This is a genomic window from Catenuloplanes japonicus (genome assembly GCF_000717135.1).
GTDB classification, from domain to species: domain Bacteria; phylum Actinomycetota; class Actinomycetes; order Mycobacteriales; family Micromonosporaceae; genus Catenuloplanes; species Catenuloplanes japonicus.
Window position 1 is genome coordinate 1 of sequence record NZ_JNXY01000061.1, and the last position, 17,667, is coordinate 17,667.

Below are 17,667 nucleotides of genomic sequence, written 5' to 3' on the forward strand. Positions count from 1 at the left end.
CGGTAGTACAGCCGGGCGGTCCAGCGTTTGAACGGGGTGTCGCTGCTGCGGTCCGCCCGGATGCCGTGCACGACGTCGAGCCCGGAGGTTTCGGCGAGGTGCAGCATCTTGGCGATGGTTTCCGGTGGGTCCTGGAGGTCGACGTCGATGCTGGCCACGTACTCGCCGCGGGCGCGGTGCAGGCCGGCGGTGAGCGCGTTCTGGTGCCCGGTGTTGCGCCGGAGGCGCACGACGCGCAGTTGCGGCCATCGGTGGCGCATGCCCTCCAGGACGAGCGGGGTGGCGTCCCGGCTGCCGTCATCCACGGTCAGCACCTCATAAGACACCTCGAGTTCGTCGAGGACCGGCCGGAGCCGGTCCTCGAACAACGGCAGCACGTCCTCTTCGTTGAACACCGGCACGACGACGGACAACACGATCGACATAACCGGGCACCGTAGGGAGGCGCCGATAAAACCTGGATAAGCGACGAGCTTTATATCGACGGTGCTCGATGTATGGTGACAGTGGCCCGACACCCATCGAGGAGCCGCACATGTCGCGACGACGTCGCCGCCCGGCCACCGCGCTGGCCGGCCTGCTCACCCTGGCCCTGACCGCGCTGGCACTGCCCCCGGCGTCGGCGGCCGTGACCACCACGGCCGACGAGGCGGTGCCGCTCACCGAGCTGACCGTGACCGCCGAGCAGGTGGCCACCGGACTGCGGCGCCCGATCGCGATCACCGGACTGCCCGACGGCCGGATGCTGATCGCGGAGAAGAACGGCACCGTCCGCGCCTACCACCCCGGCACCGGCCTGGCCGCCGACCCGGTGCTCGACCTGACCGCCCTGGTCGACACGTCCGACAACGAGCGCGGCCTGCTCGGCATCACGCCCGCGCCGGACTTCGCCCGCACCGGCATGCTCTACGTGGCCTTCACCGGCCTGCCGGCGGGCGCACTGACCCTGGCCCGGGTGCCGCTCGGCGCCGCCGACCGGCTGCAGGTGCTGCTCACCCAGGAGCACGCCGAGTTCGGCAACCACAACGGCGGGCAGGTGGCGTTCGGCCGCGACGGCTACCTCTACTGGTCCACCGGCGACGGCGGCAACGCCTACGACCCGTTCAAGTCCGGTCAGGACCTCGGCACGCTGCTCGGCAAGATCGTGCGGATCGACGTCGGCCGCGCCTGCGGCGCGCAGGCCTACTGCGTGCCCCGCGACAACCCGTTCGTGCGCACGCCGGGCGCACGGCCGGAGATCTGGCTCTACGGACTGCGTAACCCGTGGCGATTCTCCGTCGACCCCGTCGACGGCTCGCTCTGGATCGGCGACGTCGGCCAAGGCCTCGTCGAGGAGATCGACCACATCCGCCCCTGGCAGGGCGGGGCGAACCTCGGCTGGTCCTGCCGGGAGGGCACCCCGGTCTTCGACCCGGAGCAGTGCAGACCGGGCGTGCACTACACCGACCCGGTCTTCGAGTACGACCACCAGAACGACAACTGTTCGGTGACCGGCGGCGTGGTCTACCGCGGCTCGCGTACCCCCGAGGCCCGGGGCACGTACATCGCGGGCGACTACTGCTCGACCCGCGCGTTCGCGGTGCGCCCCAGGCCCGGCGGCGGATACGACTCCGCGATCATCGGCAACCTGCCCATCCAGCCGACTGCGATCGCCGCCGACGTGCACGGCGAGCTGTATTCCCTCAGCGACCTGCCGGGCTGGCTGAACAGGGTGAGCTTCGTGCACATCGCCGGCTGAGCGGTACCCGGATACCACGGCGGGAGGGCACCGCAGATGAACGGTGCCGTTCCCGCTCCGCAGCGTTCACCACACGATCGAAGGCAAGGAATATGTAATGGGTACGGAAGAGGCGGCGGTCCGGCCTGGAATTGCTGGTGGGAGTCTTGGCGGCGGTGATCGTCGGCACGGGCGCGCTCGCCGGGCAGGCATGTGCGGGAATCGATCGCTTTTGCCGGCAGGCGCGCGCCTCCGGTCCGTAGCACCCAACCGAGTCCCGCGCTCCCGTACCCGGCACTCACGATTTTTACCGTCGTCATGCCGCCGTGAATGCCGGCGCGCGAGATGTGACGGGCCCCGCCTCGTCCGCCGACGACGCGGCGGGCCGGTCTGTTCAGCCTGGTCAGCGGTCGGCGCAGTAGTCGCGGCGCCGGCCGCGATGTGCTCTCCGACCTGATGCAACGTCGCGTAGAGGTCTTCGGCGGTTGCGTGATCGAGCCGCAGCGTAGCGTCGTCCGGTACGAGAAGAGCTTACTCTATGCCGCCGTTGGTGCGAGGCGTGCCGCTGTTGTCTGTCACGCTCCGTATCGAAAGCGACCGCGGTGCCTGGGTGCAGGGGCTGCGCGGCGCCTGCTACCTGGTCTGTGCGATCAACCCGATGTCGGCGGCCGGCGCCGGGTGCACGGACAGACGATGCGTTGGCCGGAACGGGCTGACCTCGGCCGGGGCCGCGGCCGCGACGACAACTATTACAGTCGCATTCGTGAGCGTAGACCAGGGTCTTGTCCGGGTGTCCGATGCGTTCGGCGTACGCCGCGCCCGAATCGGATCGATCCTCGCCGATGACGGGACGATCTATCACGTCAAGTGGGATGACACCGGTGAGGAAGAGCGCGTCCGACGAGCTGCCGACGTTCACGTCGCGACGAGGGGTTCGCTCCGTTTCATGGCCTTGTCCGACACTCGGCTGTTCCATGCCGTCTTCGCCCAAGAACCCCTCGCAGTGGTTCTCCACCTGCTGGCCGACTCGCCGGTCCCGCTGAAGGTGCGAGAGATTCGGGAGCATCTGTCTGAGCTCGGGCTCCGGAACGAGACGTGGGCCCGGCACTGGCCCCGCGCGCTGGCGGTTCTGCCCAAGTGGCCGAATGTCGTCCGACGGCAGAAGGGCGACACCCTGGCCTACGCCTGGGTCGGCGACGACCTTCCCGATCTTCCGTCGGACGCCGAGCCTGAGCCGGAACCCGAGCGGGCTACCCCCGCGCCGGCGTCGAAGCCCGCTCCTGGGTCCGCCAAGCCGGCAGCGGCGGCCGCGACACCGGCCGAACCGGCGGTGCCGTCCGCTGAGCGCCTCCGGCGCCAGATGACCGCCGCGCGGAATCTCAGCGAGGTCGCTCGCCTGCTTACGCTCCCGAGAGAGTTCGTGGCTGAGTTGTCACCGGAGGTGGTCGCCTCCGCTCTCCGCCGGGTCGCCGCCGAGGATCGGCTGGTCATGAGCTGGCTCGACGCCCTGACCGCCTCCGGGCCGATTGGTGCGCTGACCGAGGAACTGGCGACCGTTCGGGCGGCGAACGCCGCGCTCCAGAGCCGGGTCGACGAGTTGGAGGAGTGGTGGACGGCCCTCGAGCAGAGCACCGATCCAGACGCCGCAACCCGTCAGCCGGGTAGCTGACAAGATTCTGCAGCGCCAGCTCGGGAGCGCACAGATTCGTAGCAGAACGGGGCGTCAACGACGGAACCAAGGAGCATCCGGCGCACCGTCCAGGCCGGCACTCCAGGCGGTTCTCACGCACACAATATCCGCCGCCGTGGTGGACAGCAGATGAAACGTCACTGTCCTATGCCATCGAGGTATGCCCCTTGTGCCAGCGAGCCTTGTCTCTGTAAGGGCTTCTGTCATCGAAGTTTGTGCGGCACGTTGAGACGATCGGCTTATGAGCAGGCAGATCGAGGATGACGATGCCGACCGACCCGCCAGTAGTCGATCCCGTCACCATCTTCTGCTATCCCTGAGCATCCGGATCTGCCGCGATCCGCGCGCACGGGAGCGGTTCTGTGCGGACATAAAATGACGTCGACGGGTTCGGCGCGCGGCGCTACCGTCACCCGGTGATACGGACCAGGCGGTACCGCTACGTCGGTCCAGATGACCCTCAGGGCCGTTGCGTAGTCGTGCAGAAGGCCGTGACCAGGGAGTTTGAGGTGTGATCGGCCTCTGTGGAGGCGAAGGAAGCGGGTGAGGCCGCGTCGGTGATCATGGAGTTGCGACGCTTCATGACTCCGAGAAAGACCCCACCCGCCGATGGCATCATCTCTCATCCCGGCACTGGCCGTAACAGCACCCACCCCGACCAGCCCGGCCGTGCCGGTCACGGATGGTGAGCGGGGCGGGCTGCTGGACGTCCTCGCCGCGGTGCCCGATCCGCGTGATCCGCGCGGGGTGCGGTATCCGTTGACGTCGCTACCTGGCGGTGGCGGTCTGCGCCGTCCTCGCCGGAGCGTCGTCGTTCGCCGCGATCACCGATTGGCTGCGCGACCTAGACGCACCGGCACGGTCCCGGCTCGGTTCCACCGGCAGGCTCCCGGCCGGCACGACCGTCTGGCGGGTACTGACCAGGCTTGACGACGCCCTGCTCAGCGCCATCCTCGCCGGCTGGCTTCACTCCCGCACTCCAGCCCCGCCGGCCCGGCCCCGCAGGTGTCGGACGGTGATCGCCATCGACGGCAAAGTCCTGCGCGGCGCCCGCCGCAACGGACGGCAGGTCCATCTGCTGTCCGCTCTGGACACCGCACCGGCATCGTTCTCGCTCAGGTCACCATCGACGCGAAGAGCAACGAAATCCCGGCCTTCACACCGCTGCTCGACGCCGTCGAACGAGTACTCGGGACCCTCGCCGGAGTGCTGTTCACCGTCGACGCACTCCACACCAGACCAGCCACGCCAACGAGGTCGCCCGGCGAGAAGCCCACCTGCTCGTCCAGGCGAAAGCCAACCAACCGACCTTGTTCACCCAGCTCAAACGGCTGCCCTGGGCGCAAATCCCAGTCGGTGACCGCACCCGCGACCGCAGCCACGGCCGCCGAGAGACCCGCACCGTCAAAGCCGTCATCGTCGCCCTGCCCGGCGGAATCGCGTTCCCGCACGCCGCACAGGCCGTCCGGATCACCCGAACCCGCATCGTCGCAGGCCGGACCAGCCGCGAGACCGCCTACCCGACGATCTCACCACCCGCCGGCCAGGCCACCGCCCGAGACCTTCAGACCTGGATCCGCCAGCACTGGCACATCGAAAATCGCCTCCACCACGTCCGCGACGTGACTTTCCGTGAGGACCAGCATCAAGCCCGGACCGGAAACGGACCCACCATCATCGCGACACTCCGTAACACCGCGATCGGCTGGCACCGCACCACCGGCGCCACCAACATCGCCCGCGCCACCCGCCACGCAAACCGCCGCTCACACGACCTGATCACCGCCGTGACCAGCAGCTACCCGACAACGCAATAGCCCTGGCGCGATCGGGGTCGGGAACCTCGCTTTCTTTAGCGGCGGCGCGGTCGGCTCGGCACTCTGTTCAACGTTATGGGAACCGGCCGGTCTTACGCGCGCGCTCGCCTTGATCGGGCTGCTCCCCGTCTTGGGGGCTGCTCTCGGAGCGGTATCACCGTGGGAGCGGCCGCGCAGAGCGCTGGTCGCGCCCCGCAGCCGAGAGCACCGAGGGCGTGACGCAGCCCTCGGTTGCTCAAGGCAGGGAAGGCTGTTTCGATAGTGCCACCGAAGGGAGGCTGAAGATCGGGCATCGTTTCGTAGGAATAGCACGCCTGCCCATAGGTTGCAGTTACCTGATCGACCTATGGGCAGGTCATTTGAGCTATTCCCGGTTGATTTGCGCTACTTCTTGCTGATTTTCTCCCAGGTTTCGTTTGCCCAGCCCCGCATGAGACTCCGTGCGTCTTCGGGATTTGATGCGACTAACTGGCTGACCTTCCTCACCCGCAGGAGTGTGGGATTGGAGAGGCCCTGTTCTAGTTCCAGAGGAGAAGTCAGTACGCGGTCGGCCATCTGTATCGTCTCGGCGACATCGCCTCGAATCGCATGCAGATAGCACAGTAGTTCAAGATAGTTGGTATCGAGCGGTGATTCCTCGCTGGATCTTTGAAAGATGTCCAGTATTCCGTCGACGGTTCCCGCGCGATCGAAAAACGGCAAAGCCTCATGTCTGATCGATTCCAAAACCTCCGTCATCACACGTCCTGCCGTGTCGGAGGTGTCCGGAAGCGCGGGAACCCCACCGCTTTCCCGATGGATCAGCGTCTGGTAGAGCGGGCCGTTAGCGTGATCGGCCGGCCGTACGAGCAACTGAACGAGTCGTTCAACTTTAAACCAATTGGCACCGGGATATCTGTTCGGATGTACGGCACAAACGATCCAGTCGTTAGGTCGAAGATACAAGAACTTTCCCTTGACTCCCCAGCCATCGGGAAGGTGGGGGAGAAGATATCGGGTTGCGCACTCGCGCCAGAGCTTCTTGTTCACGTGCGAAGCCGATCTGCTAGCAGATGAGCATGATGACACGAATGTCCTTGTGGCTTATGGGAAGCCCTCCGTTTAGCTCCCTCAGCCACTTTGGCCTGATCGAAACCGATTCCGATCCCGTCTTCAGGTCGAAGACGACTTCCGGCTTGTCGATGGCGACAGCCCATACGGCGTCCGGATATCTGTGACCCTTGACTTTAGAGGGGCCCGGCACGATTGATTTACCGCTATCGTAGTAGCCGGTCTCTCCGAAGAGTTTCGGGTTTGCGGTTCGAGCGGCCTGAATGAGCCTTTCAAATTCTTTGTGCACATCTCGGCCCCACTGCTGGGCCTCCGCCGAGTTCATCAATCTGGGCGGCATCTGAGGATATGACACAGAGCTGCACGCCTTCCAGGCGAGGCGCTGAACAAGAGTCCAGGCGTCCAGATGTCCTGCCGACATGGGTGGTTTCCGCGGCCCCTTCATGGAGCGATACATGAAAGTAATCTCGACCGCCAGCTCTGCCCACGTCATCCCATCTTCGGCTATCACCTTTTTGAGATTCTCGGTCGAGCACTCCAGGTCCGGCAAATTCGATTGGTTTACGCAGTTCATTGTGTAATAGGCTTCGGCGACTTCCGCTTTAACGTTTTCATCGCGACTGTAAAAGCCCTGAAGATCAACCACCATGAACATGATGTCTCGCTTGATGTCCGCACGGCCGTTTCAAGATCGTCGGGGGTGTGGGTGGGGTGATAACCGTCGCGGTGGCGTGTCGGTGGGTGACGAAGCTCCGTTGAGAGCAGGTCTTCTCAAGGATCTGATCCCATCCGGAGCTTCGTCGTGCCGCAGTCTGTCATCTCGCCCGTTGATGTGGCGGGTTCGCCGCCGTCGGTGGATGTGTCGTTCACGCGTTCGTGTGATGATCTGTGGGAGTTGTTGCTGGCTGTCCCGGACGGCCGTTCGGACCAGGGCCGTGACCATCCGGTCGTCGTGGTTCTCGCTCTCGCGGCCGCGGCGACGGTCGCCGGGTCGCGCGGCTACACGGCGATGGCGGGCTGGGCCGCCGACGTCCCTGCCGACATCCTGGCCGGCCTGTACCTGAGGGCCGGTGCCCGGCCGGGCCGGCCGCCGTCCCGGGCGACGATCTGGCGGGTCTGCACCGCCGCCGACCCCGACATTCTGGACGCGGTCATCGCGGCCTGGACCACCGCACAGATGCCACCCGCGGCGGGGACACACACCCAGCTGCGCCTGGACGGCAAGAAAGTCCGCGGCGCCGTCGACACCGACGGCCGGCAACTACACCTGCTGTCCGCAATGGCAGGCCCCACCGCACCCGGCACCGGCGCCCACGCCGTCGTTATCGCCCAGGCACCGGTCGACGCCGCCGCGAACACCGAACCCGCCACCGCCCGGACCGTGCTGGAAAGCCTCGACCTGACCGACATGACCGTGACCGCCGACGCCATGCACACCGCCAAGGACACCGCCACACTCATCCACCAGCGCGGCGGCCAGTTCATGCTCCCGGTCAAAGAAAACCGCAGAACCCTCTACGACGCACTCGACCGTCTGCCCTGGGCAGACACCCCGATCGCCGCCCACCACACCGACACCAGCCACGGCCGGACCACCCGCCGCACAATCCGCACCCTGCCCCCGCCACCCGGCCTGCCATTCCCGCACGTCAACCAGGTCTGGCTCATCGAACGCTACGTCACCTGCACCCGCACCGGAAAACAGTCCGCCGCCGCGCAACTCGGCGTCGCCAGCCACACACCCGACCAAGCCGACCCGGCCACCCTCGCCGCCATCAACCGCAGCCACTGGGCCATCGAATCCCTCCACTGGATCCGCGACACCTGCTACCGCGAAGACCAATCCCGCACCCGCACCCGCAACGGACCCCGCATCCTCGCCTCGCTACGCAACCTCGCCATCAACGCCTTCCGCCTGACCGGCCGGCCCGCCATCACCGAAGCCACCCGATGGGCCTCACGCAACATGACCAGACCATTCACCACCCTCGGTCTCGCCAAACGATCATGAAACAGCCGGGGATGCGGACATGGACGCGCGGGTCGACGCGGTACGAGCGGAACTGCTGGTGGCGCGGCCGGCATTATCCGAGGCTGCGCGGCGAGAGCCAGGGGTGGCGCGGGCAGTTTCGGATCTGCTGGCCGGTATCGAGGGGGGAGTCTTGCCGGGCGGCGCGTTTGAGCCCCGCTGGCGAGGAATCGCCCGCCCGTTCCTGCGCACCCGGACCGCCCGGCTGGCCGCGTCAGGCGGGCTGCTGGCGACGGACGAGCAGACTCGTGTGCTCTTCTATTCGCCGGGCAAGGGAACAGTAGTTTCGGCACTCACCTATCCGGACCCGGACCAGTATGTGCCCGTTCGTCTGTCGTCCGGGGAGACGCCCTACCCCAGACGTTGGTCTGAGCCGTTCATCGATGGTAGTGGTCCGGGCGTGCTTACCGCGGAGACCGAAGGCCGACGGGCCTGGCTGTGGCGACAGTTCGGAGACGGATGGCGGGCAGCGCGGCTGCCCCGTCCCGGATTGCAGGTCCTGCCACCCGCTCGCACGATCGAATCTATGGCGGTACGCGACGGCGAGTGTCTCGTCGGGTACGCGGACGGTGCGGTTCTGCGGTATGACAGCCGTACTGGTGCCCGATCGGGACCCCCTCTGCGGGTGAAGACCTTTCACGGCGGGATGCAGCTGAACGCGTTCGAACACGGGATCTCGGTGACGCTGTGGGGGCACCAGGGAGAGCCGAACCTGCTGCCCGATATCGCCGCCGACTACCGAGTGGGACCGGTCTACGAACGTCCGGTGGTCTACTTGTCGGCAAGACGGATCCGGCTGGCGGCGATCACCAGTGGTGATAGCGCACTGCGTCGATTTGACGTGCAGACCGGAGAAGAGATCGGGCCCTCGATCGAGCTAGACCGCCCGATGGCACTCTGTGCCTACGAACTGGACGGTCGTGCCTGCCTTGCGGTCGGCGCGTACCGGCAGCTGCATCGCTTCGACGCGGAGACCGGCGAGCCGCTCGGGCCACCGCTGAACGGTCACCGACGCCAGATCCGCGACATCGCTGCCACGTTGGTCGACGATAGGCCGGTGCTGTTTTCGCTGGACTTGGTGGGCGGTGTCGGTGAGGACGGGACTGTATACCGCTGGGACGCGGCGACCGGGACACCTTGGCCATCTGTGCCGGACACTGAATAGTTTGCGGCGCTTGAGGCAGGCAGTGTGAGAGGGCTGCCCTGGAATATGTGTACCCTGCCAGCCCTGGACACCAATCTCGGGTACGGCCGGACCGAGAGGACCGGCCGGGCCGTGCTGGGGCTGGTGGCTGCTGCCGACCGGCAAGGTTGGCGCCGTCCGGGTCGGCGGCCTCGATGGGCAGGTGCGGCCCAAGGTCGGCATCGCCCGGCCGTTGTTCCTGCTCGGCTACGCCCGCGATCCCGGGTTCCGCCCCGAGGACGTCGCCGCGGGCACCGAACCCGATCTATGGCCGGCGCTCGCCGAAGCGCTCGTCCGGCAGGCCGAACGGGCCCTGGGTCCGGGCGTCCTGCAGGGTTACGTGTCCGTCGACGAGGCGCTTCCGCTGGTGCGAGGACGGATCCGCTTCGCCGACCAGGTCGCGCGCCGCCCGGGCCTGCCACTGCCGGTCGAGTGGCTACGACAGGGAGGAATGCAACCGTCACAGCCAGTCGCGGTCAGCTACGACGAGTACCGCGCGGAGATCGCCGAGAACAGGATCCTGCGCACCGCCCTGTGCCGCATGCTTGCCGTTCTGCGGCTGCCCGGCTCGCCCACCTCGACGGGCGGCTCGACGGAGCCGGCGTCATCACCGCGGGATCCCCTTGGCCGGTGTGGCGGGCCGGGCGCCTCAGCGGCAGATACGTTCCCGCTCTGCGGCTGGCCGAGATCATCCTGGACAATTAGTCTGCGGAACCCGGCCCGGGCGAGGCGACTGTCGCCGCGTTCGCCGTCGACACGGCCGGGGTCTCCGAGGACTTTGTCACGACAGTCCTGGGTGAGGCGCTGATCGCGTATCCCGGGCAGACCGACGGCCAGCATCCGTGCACCTGGACGCCGGTCTCAGCATCCTAATGGGACCTGACGGGGCCAGTTCGACCCACTCGGCCTCGGTAGTGCTGATGTAGACGTCGAGTGGAGGTATGTGCAGCCGCCCGGCAGCCTCCTCCGGGAAGATCGGATCAGCCATGCCCGGCCGCCCGGGTGACAAGGAAGATCATGAGCCAATCTTCGCGGAGCGGCCTGGCGGGCACAGTCCGGGACGAGGCGCTATTCGCTCTCGGCGCGTTCCCCGGCGGTGATGGTGGTGAATATCTGCCCGAGGCCCTCGGCCCGGGTGACGATCCTATCGCCCGGCTTGAGATAGACCTCGGCGTCCTTCGCCTCGCGGACGTAGACCGCGAGCGCGGAGTCGACGACGGAGTCCGCATTGGTGCCGAGGGTTCCCGCCCACTCCATGAACCCGAGGAATCGCTGACGGGTGGAGGGCGCCCGGTAGACGACGCCCTCGGGCGTGCCGGTCTGCAGGATTGTTCCCCGTGGGATCACGCCCGGCTGGGCGGTCAGGGTGGTGGGTGTGCCGTCGCTGTCCCAGGTCCGGTCACCGGCGGCCAGGGTCTTCTCGATCATCGTGCGGACGTCCCAGATCAGGTCGGACGGGTTCGCGCGCTGGCGGAGATCGTCGTTGACGAACAGGTCGAGCCGGAGCTTCCGGTAGTACGACTCCCAGTCCGCGGGTATGACGAACAGGTCGCCGGTGGTGAGGAAGCCGGGCTGGCTCTTGGCGTTGGTGAACCCGGCGCCACCGGTGAGGTTGTCCGGTTCGATCTGGCTCACCAGCAGCTCGCGATCGGTCCAGTCGTTGGAGAGGACCAGGCCGAGGTGTTCCGGCAGGCCGGTACTCGTGGTGATGTCGTCGAGGGCGACGATGCCGAGTTCTACCTCGTAGTCGAGCAGGCCGTGGGTTCCGGCGGCGAGTTCGCCGTCGGAGTCGGTGGGCGTGGCGATCTTGGGGAACACGAATGGTTCCTCGATGGTCGCCTCGGCCTGGTGCTCCTTGTAGTTGGTGCCGATGCCGACGTGGTGGGAGTGTGTGTCCAGCGACGTGAGCGTCTCCGTGGCCGGCACCGTGACCTGGGGCCTCGCGCTGTCCCCGGCGATGGCCTGGATCGCCTGGTATCCCAGCTTGGCGAACACGGCGATCGGCTCGGTCAGCCCGGTGGCCTCGGGTGTCGCGGTGAGGTCGATCCCGCTGATGACGCCATTCTCGTACCGGGTGACGACCAGCACCCGGGGCCCGGACCCGGCGTCGAACCGGGCGAAGGTGAGCGCCTGCGCGGGGTCGGCGATGGTGACGCTTCCGGTGGTGCCCGTCGGCAGCCTTTCCGAGTAGACGACGGGGAACTCCGGCGGGATGGCCCGGGCGACGCCGTAGGAGCCGGCGACCGCGACCGCGAGGCCGGCCGCGACGATTCCGGTGATGCGTAGCGCCCTGCGCGGGTGGGGACGGGTGGGGTCTGTCGAGGTCATGTCGATGCTCCTGAGGTTCGTTGCGGCGCCGCTCGGTGGGCGATGAGCAGACGGTAGGAGCGACCTGAGTGGCGGGACGTCACCTTGGTGTCGGTGGCCGGCCGATACCCGCGTACGGCTTCGTCCTCGTGGCGGCCCGTACGTGGGGGTGGCGACCGGAACGGGCCTGCTGCCCGAAGTTCGGAGCATGACAGCCATCACTGAAACCCCCGCCGCGGTACGCGAGCGGCCTTCCGTCGTCCGCCGTGTGGTCGTCGTCTCCGTCGTCGTCCTGGCGGTGGCGCTGCTGGTCTGCGGATATGTACTCGTCCGCGCCTTCGTCGTGAAGCCGGCCAACGGACCGGACGCGTTCAGGGACCGGCCCGCCTCGGTGTCGCTCACGGTGGTCGCCGGCGCGAGCACGGTCCAGGGAACGCTCAGCGCGGACTGGGTCAGCGGCCTGTACCGGCCGGGGACCGAGACCGTGAACGCCGGTATCAACGGCCACACCACCGAGGACATGCTGGCCCGCCTGGACCGTGACGTGATCCAGCTGCACCCCGACCGGGTCATCATGCTGATCGGCACGAACGACCTGCGAGGCGATGTCGACCCCGCGCTGTCCCGGGCGCACATGTCGACGATCCTGGACCGGCTGGCCGCGGAGACCGAGGCGAAGGTCGCCGTGATGTCCCTGCAGCCGCTGGGTGAGCAGATCGGCAGCGAGTACAACGACCGGGTCCGCGCGTACAACGCGATGCTCAGGGAGGAGGCGTCCGCGCACGGGGCCGACTACCTGCCGCTGTTCGAGAACCTTGTTCCGCTGCTCGGCGCCGACGCTCCGGACTTCTCGTTCCCCATCCTCAGGACCGCCTTCGACAGGTTCCTGTTCGGCCGGACGTTCAACGAGATGTCGCAGAGCCACGGGCTGCGGGTCACCGTCGACAACGTGCACCTCAACGAGCGTGGGGCCGGTGTGGCGCATCGGCTGGCCGCCCAGTGGCTGGAGGCGAACTGATCGGCCGGGCCTTGGACCATCACGCGGATCGGGGGCGTCCCGGAGTGACCAGACCGGTCTCGTAGGCGAGCATCACGGCGTGCACCCGGTCACGCAGCGACAGTTTGGTCATGATTCGACTGACGTGGCTCTTGGCGGTCTGTTCGGCGATGAACAGCGCCTCGCCGATCTCGGCGTTCGACCTGCCGGTGGCGATGAGGGCGAAGACCTCGCGTTCCCGATCGGTCAGGGCGTTGAACACGGTGGCCGACTTCAGCCCGGGAGGCTTGCTGCTGACGAAGTTCTCGATGAGCCGCCGGGTGACTCGTGGCGACAGCAGCGAGTCACCCTGCGCCACCACACGGACCGCGGCGACGAGATCCTCCGTGCCGGCGTCCTTGAGGAGGAAGCCGCTGGCGCCGGCCTCCAGGGCCGCGTAGACGTAGTCGTCGAAGTCGAAGGTGGTGAGGATGACGACCCGGGCCGGGCTCTGCGGCCCGGTGAGCTGCCGGGTGGCGTCGATGCCGTTCATCCTCGGCATGCGGATGTCCATCAGGACGACGTCCGGCCGGAGCTTGCGCCACTGCGCCACCGCGGCTTCGCCGTCGGCTGCCTCCCCGGCCACGGCGATGCCGGGCTGGGCGGCGAGGATGGCGCTGACGCCAGCCCGGTAGACGGCCTGGTCGTCGACGACGAGGACGCGGATCGTCATGTGTACTCCTGGACTGTGCCGGTGATGGGGACGGTGGCCTCGACGGCGTACCCGCCGTCCGGCGTGGTCCCGGTCGTCAGGTCGCCCCCGAGCAGGCTGATGCGCTCGCGCATCCCTCGCAGCCCGTGACCCCCGCGATCGGGGCGCGGTCCACCACGCGTCGACGGCGCGTTACGGACGGACACGTGCAGGAGATCCCCGGCGACGAGGACCCGCACCCGGGTACGGGCGGCCGGCGCATGCCGTACGACGTTGCTCAACGCCTCCTGCACGACACGGTAGACCGTCAGCTGCACGATCGGGCTGGTCTGCCGGGAGCGCTCGTCCAGGGACACGTCGATGCGGGTCCCCGCCTTGGTGAGGGCGGCCGACAGCGCGGCGATGTCCGCCAGCTGCGGCTGCGGCACCGATTCCGTGCTCTCGCCGTCATCCGGGCGGAGCACGCCGAGTAGCTGTCTCATCTCGCTCAGGGCGGCGCGGGCCGAACGGGCGATGTCGTTGAACTCCGCGTCGGTGTCCGCGGGAGGGGCGCCCGCGAGCCGGAACGGCGCGGACAACGCCTTCATGTGGACCAGCGACATGCTGTGCGCCACGACGTCGTGCATCTCCCGGGCGATCCGGGCGCGTTCCTCGACGTAGCGGCGCTGCGCCTGCTCGAGCTCCACGTCCCGGCGTGCCTGCCGGAGCTCGTCGTGGATGCGGCCACGCCGGCGGGCGGCGATCGCCGCGCTCAGCAGCAGCACCGTGCTGCCGGAGTAGACCGAGAGGTTGGCTCCCCACCGGTCGCCGTCGCCGGAGCGGCCGGGTGACAGCGTCACCAGGCCGACCAGCATCAGGATGCTGAGCCACCAGACCGAGACCGGTACGGTCCATCGTTGCCGGAGGCCGAGCATCAGCAGGAGCGCCCCGAGCGAGACGAACCCGAGGATCGGAAGGGGCCACGGCTGATCGGGTGACTCCCGGATGACGATGGCGAGGGCGCCGGTGGCCGCGATGTGGAGGGCGGCGGCGAGGTGCGGCCGCTCCAACGCCAGGCCGAGCGCGCCGGCCTGGACGCTGCAGATCACGAACACGGGCGCGAGCCCGGCGTCGTAGTAGCTGACGGTCACCGGAACCGAGATCGTGAGCAGGACCGCGCAGAACAGCCACCAGGCCCCCGGCGCCCAGAAGGGAAGCGGGGGGACAGCGGCCCGGCCCGGCGGCCCTAAGGCTCGCGGAGACATTGCGGTGGCCTCCCGGGCGTTTCCCGTTTCGTGACGGCCGGTGCGGTGGGGGAAGAGGGCTGGAATCTGTACACTGTGAGTATTGCGTAGGCCCGGATTGCTGTCAATCGAGGGTGGTGCCCACGCCGGTCAGTGCGACCCGGCCCGAGGCGCGTCGGTGCTTCCGGTGCGGTGGACACGTTCGATGTGCTGCCCCAGTACGTACCGGCGATCATGGCGTTGCCCCGAGGGCGGCGAGGACGGTGAGCCTCTCCCCGCCGAGGCTGACACCGGCCGCGACCGCCCAGACCGATGCGGTGCCCATCGGCAGCGTGACGGCCAGCAGGCACACCCCAGCGGCGGCGAAGAAGTGCGGCGGGAGCCGGCTCCGGCCCGCCGGCCGGTCCAGCAGCGGTGTGAGCGCGAGGGTGCGGCTGATGATCAGTCCGGCGTTTGGCGGCGCGCCCACGTCACACGAGGGCCGGCCGGTTGCCAGGCCACACGATCCGCGGTCCACACATGCTCCGCGACCTGCTCGCCGAAGGCCAGGAGCTTGACGATGCAGCGGCAACATCGGCGTGGCCCGGTCTGCTGCCCGCGGCCGCAATCAGGGAGCTGGCGGCCGTGGACCGTGAGTCGGCTTCCGCGTTGCTGTGGGAGATCACGCGTGATGCGCGGCATGCCCAGCAGATGGCGTGGGCCGGGCTGGTGGGAGCGATGCTGCTGTTCGCCACTTCGCTGGCCTTGTCGGCGTATCTCGTGCAGGTCGGGGCCTCCGCTGCTGGCGTGGCGAGCATCGGTGGCGGGGCCCTCACCGTGGTGACAATTCTCCTGACCGGCCGGATGCGTGCGCGCCAACGGCCGTGAGCAGCACGCCCGCACGTACCTTCCGGACCGGGGCCGGGTTTCGCCATTCGACCGGCGGACCGGCTCCCACCCGCGTGATGTATCGCGAGTGCTCCAGCGCAGTTTCATAAGGCCGGAGTCGCAAGGACGAACATGCGGAGGAGGTACACCAGTCAGCCGTACGGCTGAGTTTCACCGGCGTCGCGTGACGATCGAGGATGACGATCGTTGGCGCATTCAGGAGTCGTCATCCGGCGCGGTCGTGCCGCTCCTCCGGCCCGTGGACAACCCGCGGTGACGAGGAGACACGCGTCGCGAGGGTCAGGCCTGGCGTGTTTCGTAGACGGTGGTCGGGCCTCCGCTCGATCGTAGATCGCCCAAGCGATGAGGCTGCCCGTCGCATCAGGTGGCGCAGTTGAGGTTCGGTATCGGTGGTGATGTGTGCGGGAGGGCAGGATGCGGCCGTCCGTCGTCGTGCTCGGCAGTGGCACACCAGGAAGAGAGTGCGTTCCGCCGCTGACGTGTGATTCCATCATCGCCACGGCCAGCCATGAGATCGGCAGGGAGCTCGCAGCGGCGGGTTGCGACCTCGTCTTCTTCAGCGATGACTCCTATCTCGAGGCGGACGCGGTCAAGGAGTACCTGTCGGCGGAGCGGACCGCGGGACGCGTTGTCGTTCACGCTCCGCATGACAACACCGTCAGTTTCGACGTAACGGCTGAGGCCCCGCAAGGATTCAGGTCAAACCGGATCCGGCCGCCGAATGGGAGACTTCCTACTACCGGTCTGTATTCGAGGCCGACGCCATCATGGTGATCGGCGGAGGCAGATCGACCCTAAAAGCCGGCGTGATCGCCGTTGCGGTCCGGACCCCGGTCGTCGCGATGGCCGGCTTCGGCGCGGGTGCCGCCGTAGTCTGGCAACACCTGAGCAGGCACAGCAATGACGCCACCGAGGACGACCTGCATCTGATGGGGCGTTCATGGGAGGACAGTTCGGCCTCCCGGCTCGTTGTGAGTTCCCCCCGCTTTGACGGAGCGGTGGTTACCTGCTTCCGGTCGGGGCAGGGGTGAGGTTATCTGGCTCGGTCTGGGCGTGCCAGGCCGCCTCGTATTCGTCCGGGCTGAGGTAGCCAAGCTCCTTCTGGATGCGGCGGGAGTTATACCAGCCGTCGATGTAGGCGAAGATCGCGTTCTCGGCCTCGTCGCGGGTCCGCCACGAGGTTCGGTAGACCAGTTCGATCTTCAGCGTGGACCAGAAGTTCTCCATCAGCGCGTTGTCGTAGGAGTCACCGACCGAGCCCATGGACGGCCGGATTCCGTTGTCCTGCAAGCGTTGTGAGAAGCGGAAGCTCGTATAGTTCGAGCCGCGGTCGCTGTGATGGATGAGTTGTCCGTCGCGGACGTCACGCGACCAGATGCCGTACTCGAGGGCGGCCAGGATCAGATCGGTGTCACACCGGTCGGAGGTCTTCCAGCCAACGATCCGGCGGGAGAACACGTCGCGGACGGCGGCCAGCCAGAACACGCCCTCACCGCACGGGATCCGCGTGGCGTCGGCCACCCACAGCTGGTTCGGGCCGGCTGCGGTGAAGTTGCGGTTGACCAGATCCGGCGCCGGCGTGTGCCGCGGGTCTTGCTTCGTGGAGCCGCCGCGCCAGCCGCGGCGCAGGAACGCCCCGTGCCAGCCCTGGCCGGCCATCAGCCGCTCGACGCGTTTGCGGCCCACGCGGATTCCGTCGCGGCGCAGCTGCCGGTGGATCCGGTCGGCGCCATAGGTGAAGCCGGGGGCCTCCCAGATCTCATAGATGTTGGAGATCAGCCCGCGGTCGACCAGGTCCCGGTCACACGGCTGTTCCGCCTGCTTGACCCACTGGTAGTAGGTCGACTCGGCGATGTTGAGGACCCGTAGCAGGAGCGCGACCGCGAAGCGGTCACGGTGTTCGTCGATGAACCTCATGACCGTCGCCGGGTCGGGCCGAGCTCCGACGCGAAATAACTGCTGGCGGCACGCAGGACTTCGTTGACCCGGCGCAGCTCAGCGACCTCTTCGCGCAGCCGGCGGTTCTCCTCGGCCATCTCGGTGGTGGGCCGGTCATGACGTTCGCCCGCATCGGC

General features: G+C 67.8%; 17 protein-coding genes. 9 read left to right on the forward strand and 8 right to left on the reverse strand.

Going from position 1 to position 17,667, the window contains the following annotated elements; translation table 11 throughout:
- The coding region (locus OP04_RS47515) for a glycosyltransferase family 2 protein (RefSeq protein ID WP_033346704.1) at positions 1-425 on the reverse strand (425 nt) is incomplete at its 3' end.
- Between the two features lie 110 nt (positions 426-535).
- On the opposite strand from OP04_RS47515, the gene OP04_RS47520 reads away from it, so the two are divergent.
- The 4 genes from OP04_RS47520 to OP04_RS56310 all read left to right on the forward strand — a co-directional run bounded on the left by OP04_RS47520 (position 536) and on the right by OP04_RS56310 (position 5,224).
- Positions 536-1,738, forward strand: coding sequence for a PQQ-dependent sugar dehydrogenase (locus OP04_RS47520; protein ID WP_033346693.1), 1,203 nt, complete (start codon positions 536-538; stop codon positions 1,736-1,738).
- Positions 1,739-2,480: 742 nt separating this feature from the next.
- Positions 2,481-3,386 (forward strand): hypothetical protein, encoded by a 906-nt coding sequence (locus OP04_RS47525; protein ID WP_157241342.1) that lies wholly within the window; start codon positions 2,481-2,483, stop codon positions 3,384-3,386.
- Positions 3,387-4,185: 799 nt separating this feature from the next.
- Positions 4,186-4,767 (forward strand): transposase family protein, encoded by a 582-nt coding sequence (locus OP04_RS56305; protein ID WP_232324024.1) that lies wholly within the window; start codon positions 4,186-4,188, stop codon positions 4,765-4,767.
- Positions 4,685-5,224 carry an ISAs1 family transposase gene (locus OP04_RS56310; RefSeq protein WP_232324026.1) on the forward strand — a complete coding sequence of 180 codons (540 nt, stop codon included), beginning with the start codon at positions 4,685-4,687 and terminating at the stop codon, positions 5,222-5,224. The genes OP04_RS56305 and OP04_RS56310 overlap by 83 nt, the downstream gene beginning before the upstream one ends.
- 384 nt (positions 5,225-5,608) lie before the next feature.
- On the opposite strand, the gene OP04_RS54315 is transcribed toward OP04_RS56310, so the two are convergent.
- Entirely contained in the window at positions 5,609-6,253 is a 645-nt protein-coding gene (locus tag OP04_RS54315; RefSeq protein ID WP_157241344.1) for a hypothetical protein, read from the reverse strand.
- Between the two features lie 16 nt (positions 6,254-6,269).
- Positions 6,270-6,929, reverse strand: a complete 660-nt coding sequence (locus OP04_RS54320) for a hypothetical protein (RefSeq protein ID WP_157241346.1) — start codon at positions 6,927-6,929, stop codon at positions 6,270-6,272.
- Between the two features lie 147 nt (positions 6,930-7,076).
- Between OP04_RS54320 and OP04_RS47540 the strand changes: the two genes are divergently transcribed.
- The 3 genes from OP04_RS47540 (at position 7,077) to OP04_RS52790 (ending at position 10,294) form a co-directional block, all read left to right on the forward strand.
- A complete protein-coding gene (locus tag OP04_RS47540) occupies positions 7,077-8,285 on the forward strand; it encodes an ISAs1 family transposase (RefSeq protein ID WP_085067366.1) in 1,209 nt (402 codons plus the stop codon).
- 19 nt (positions 8,286-8,304) lie between these two features.
- Complete coding sequence (locus OP04_RS54325; RefSeq protein WP_157241350.1) at positions 8,305-9,468, forward strand: WD40 repeat domain-containing protein; 1,164 nt, start codon at positions 8,305-8,307, stop codon at positions 9,466-9,468.
- 181 nt (positions 9,469-9,649) lie between these two features.
- Positions 9,650-10,294: an McrC family protein gene (locus tag OP04_RS52790; protein WP_232324025.1), complete on the forward strand. Its 645-nt coding sequence runs from the start codon at positions 9,650-9,652 to the stop codon at positions 10,292-10,294.
- A gap of 260 nt (positions 10,295-10,554) precedes the next feature.
- On the opposite strand, the gene OP04_RS47555 is transcribed toward OP04_RS52790, so the two are convergent.
- On the reverse strand, positions 10,555-11,814 hold the full coding sequence (locus OP04_RS47555; RefSeq protein ID WP_033346697.1) for a fumarylacetoacetate hydrolase family protein: 1,260 nt from the start codon (positions 11,812-11,814) through the stop codon (positions 10,555-10,557).
- A 187-nt stretch (positions 11,815-12,001) separates the two neighbouring features.
- Here OP04_RS47555 and OP04_RS47560 point away from each other — a divergent pair, with 187 nt between their 5' ends.
- Entirely contained in the window at positions 12,002-12,811 is an 810-nt protein-coding gene (locus OP04_RS47560; RefSeq protein ID WP_085067368.1) for an SGNH/GDSL hydrolase family protein, read from the forward strand.
- A gap of 19 nt (positions 12,812-12,830) precedes the next feature.
- On the opposite strand, the gene OP04_RS47565 is transcribed toward OP04_RS47560, so the two are convergent.
- From OP04_RS47565 to OP04_RS55225, 3 genes are all read right to left on the reverse strand, one after another.
- Positions 12,831-13,502: a response regulator transcription factor gene (locus OP04_RS47565; protein ID WP_033346699.1), complete on the reverse strand. Its 672-nt coding sequence runs from the start codon at positions 13,500-13,502 to the stop codon at positions 12,831-12,833.
- Complete coding sequence (locus tag OP04_RS47570) at positions 13,499-14,611, reverse strand: sensor histidine kinase (protein WP_051800185.1); 1,113 nt, start codon at positions 14,609-14,611, stop codon at positions 13,499-13,501. Before OP04_RS47570 ends, OP04_RS47565 begins: the two co-directional genes overlap by 4 nt.
- A 325-nt stretch (positions 14,612-14,936) precedes the next feature.
- Positions 14,937-15,173 (reverse strand): hypothetical protein, encoded by a 237-nt coding sequence (locus OP04_RS55225; RefSeq protein ID WP_033346700.1) that lies wholly within the window; start codon positions 15,171-15,173, stop codon positions 14,937-14,939.
- Between the two features lie 50 nt (positions 15,174-15,223).
- Between OP04_RS55225 and OP04_RS47580 the strand changes: the two genes are divergently transcribed.
- On the forward strand, positions 15,224-15,571 hold the full coding sequence (locus OP04_RS47580; protein ID WP_033346701.1) for a hypothetical protein: 348 nt from the start codon (positions 15,224-15,226) through the stop codon (positions 15,569-15,571).
- Positions 15,572-16,594: 1,023 nt separating this feature from the next.
- Here OP04_RS47580 and OP04_RS47590 read toward each other — a convergent pair.
- Positions 16,595-17,509: an IS3 family transposase gene (locus OP04_RS47590; RefSeq protein WP_033346703.1), complete on the reverse strand. Its 915-nt coding sequence runs from the start codon at positions 17,507-17,509 to the stop codon at positions 16,595-16,597.
- Positions 17,510-17,667: the final 158 nt, after the last annotated feature.

Bases quoted from the DNA above. Each gene is read 5' to 3' on its own strand.
- OP04_RS47520 (WP_033346693.1), top strand. From the start codon at position 536: ATGTCGCGACGACGTCGCCGCCCGGCCACCGCGCTGGCCGGCCTGCTC.
- OP04_RS54320 (WP_157241346.1), bottom strand. From the start codon at position 6,929: ATGTTCATGGTGGTTGATCTTCAGGGCTTTTACAGTCGCGATGAAAAC.
- OP04_RS47560 (WP_085067368.1), top strand. From the start codon at position 12,002: ATGACAGCCATCACTGAAACCCCCGCCGCGGTACGCGAGCGGCCTTCC.
- OP04_RS47590 (WP_033346703.1), bottom strand. From the start codon at position 17,509: ATGAGGTTCATCGACGAACACCGTGACCGCTTCGCGGTCGCGCTCCTG.
- OP04_RS54325 (WP_157241350.1), top strand. From the start codon at position 8,305: ATGGACGCGCGGGTCGACGCGGTACGAGCGGAACTGCTGGTGGCGCGG.
- OP04_RS47580 (WP_033346701.1), top strand. From the start codon at position 15,224: ATGCTCCGCGACCTGCTCGCCGAAGGCCAGGAGCTTGACGATGCAGCG.
- OP04_RS47565 (WP_033346699.1), bottom strand. From the start codon at position 13,502: ATGACGATCCGCGTCCTCGTCGTCGACGACCAGGCCGTCTACCGGGCT.
- OP04_RS47555 (WP_033346697.1), bottom strand. From the start codon at position 11,814: ATGACCTCGACAGACCCCACCCGTCCCCACCCGCGCAGGGCGCTACGC.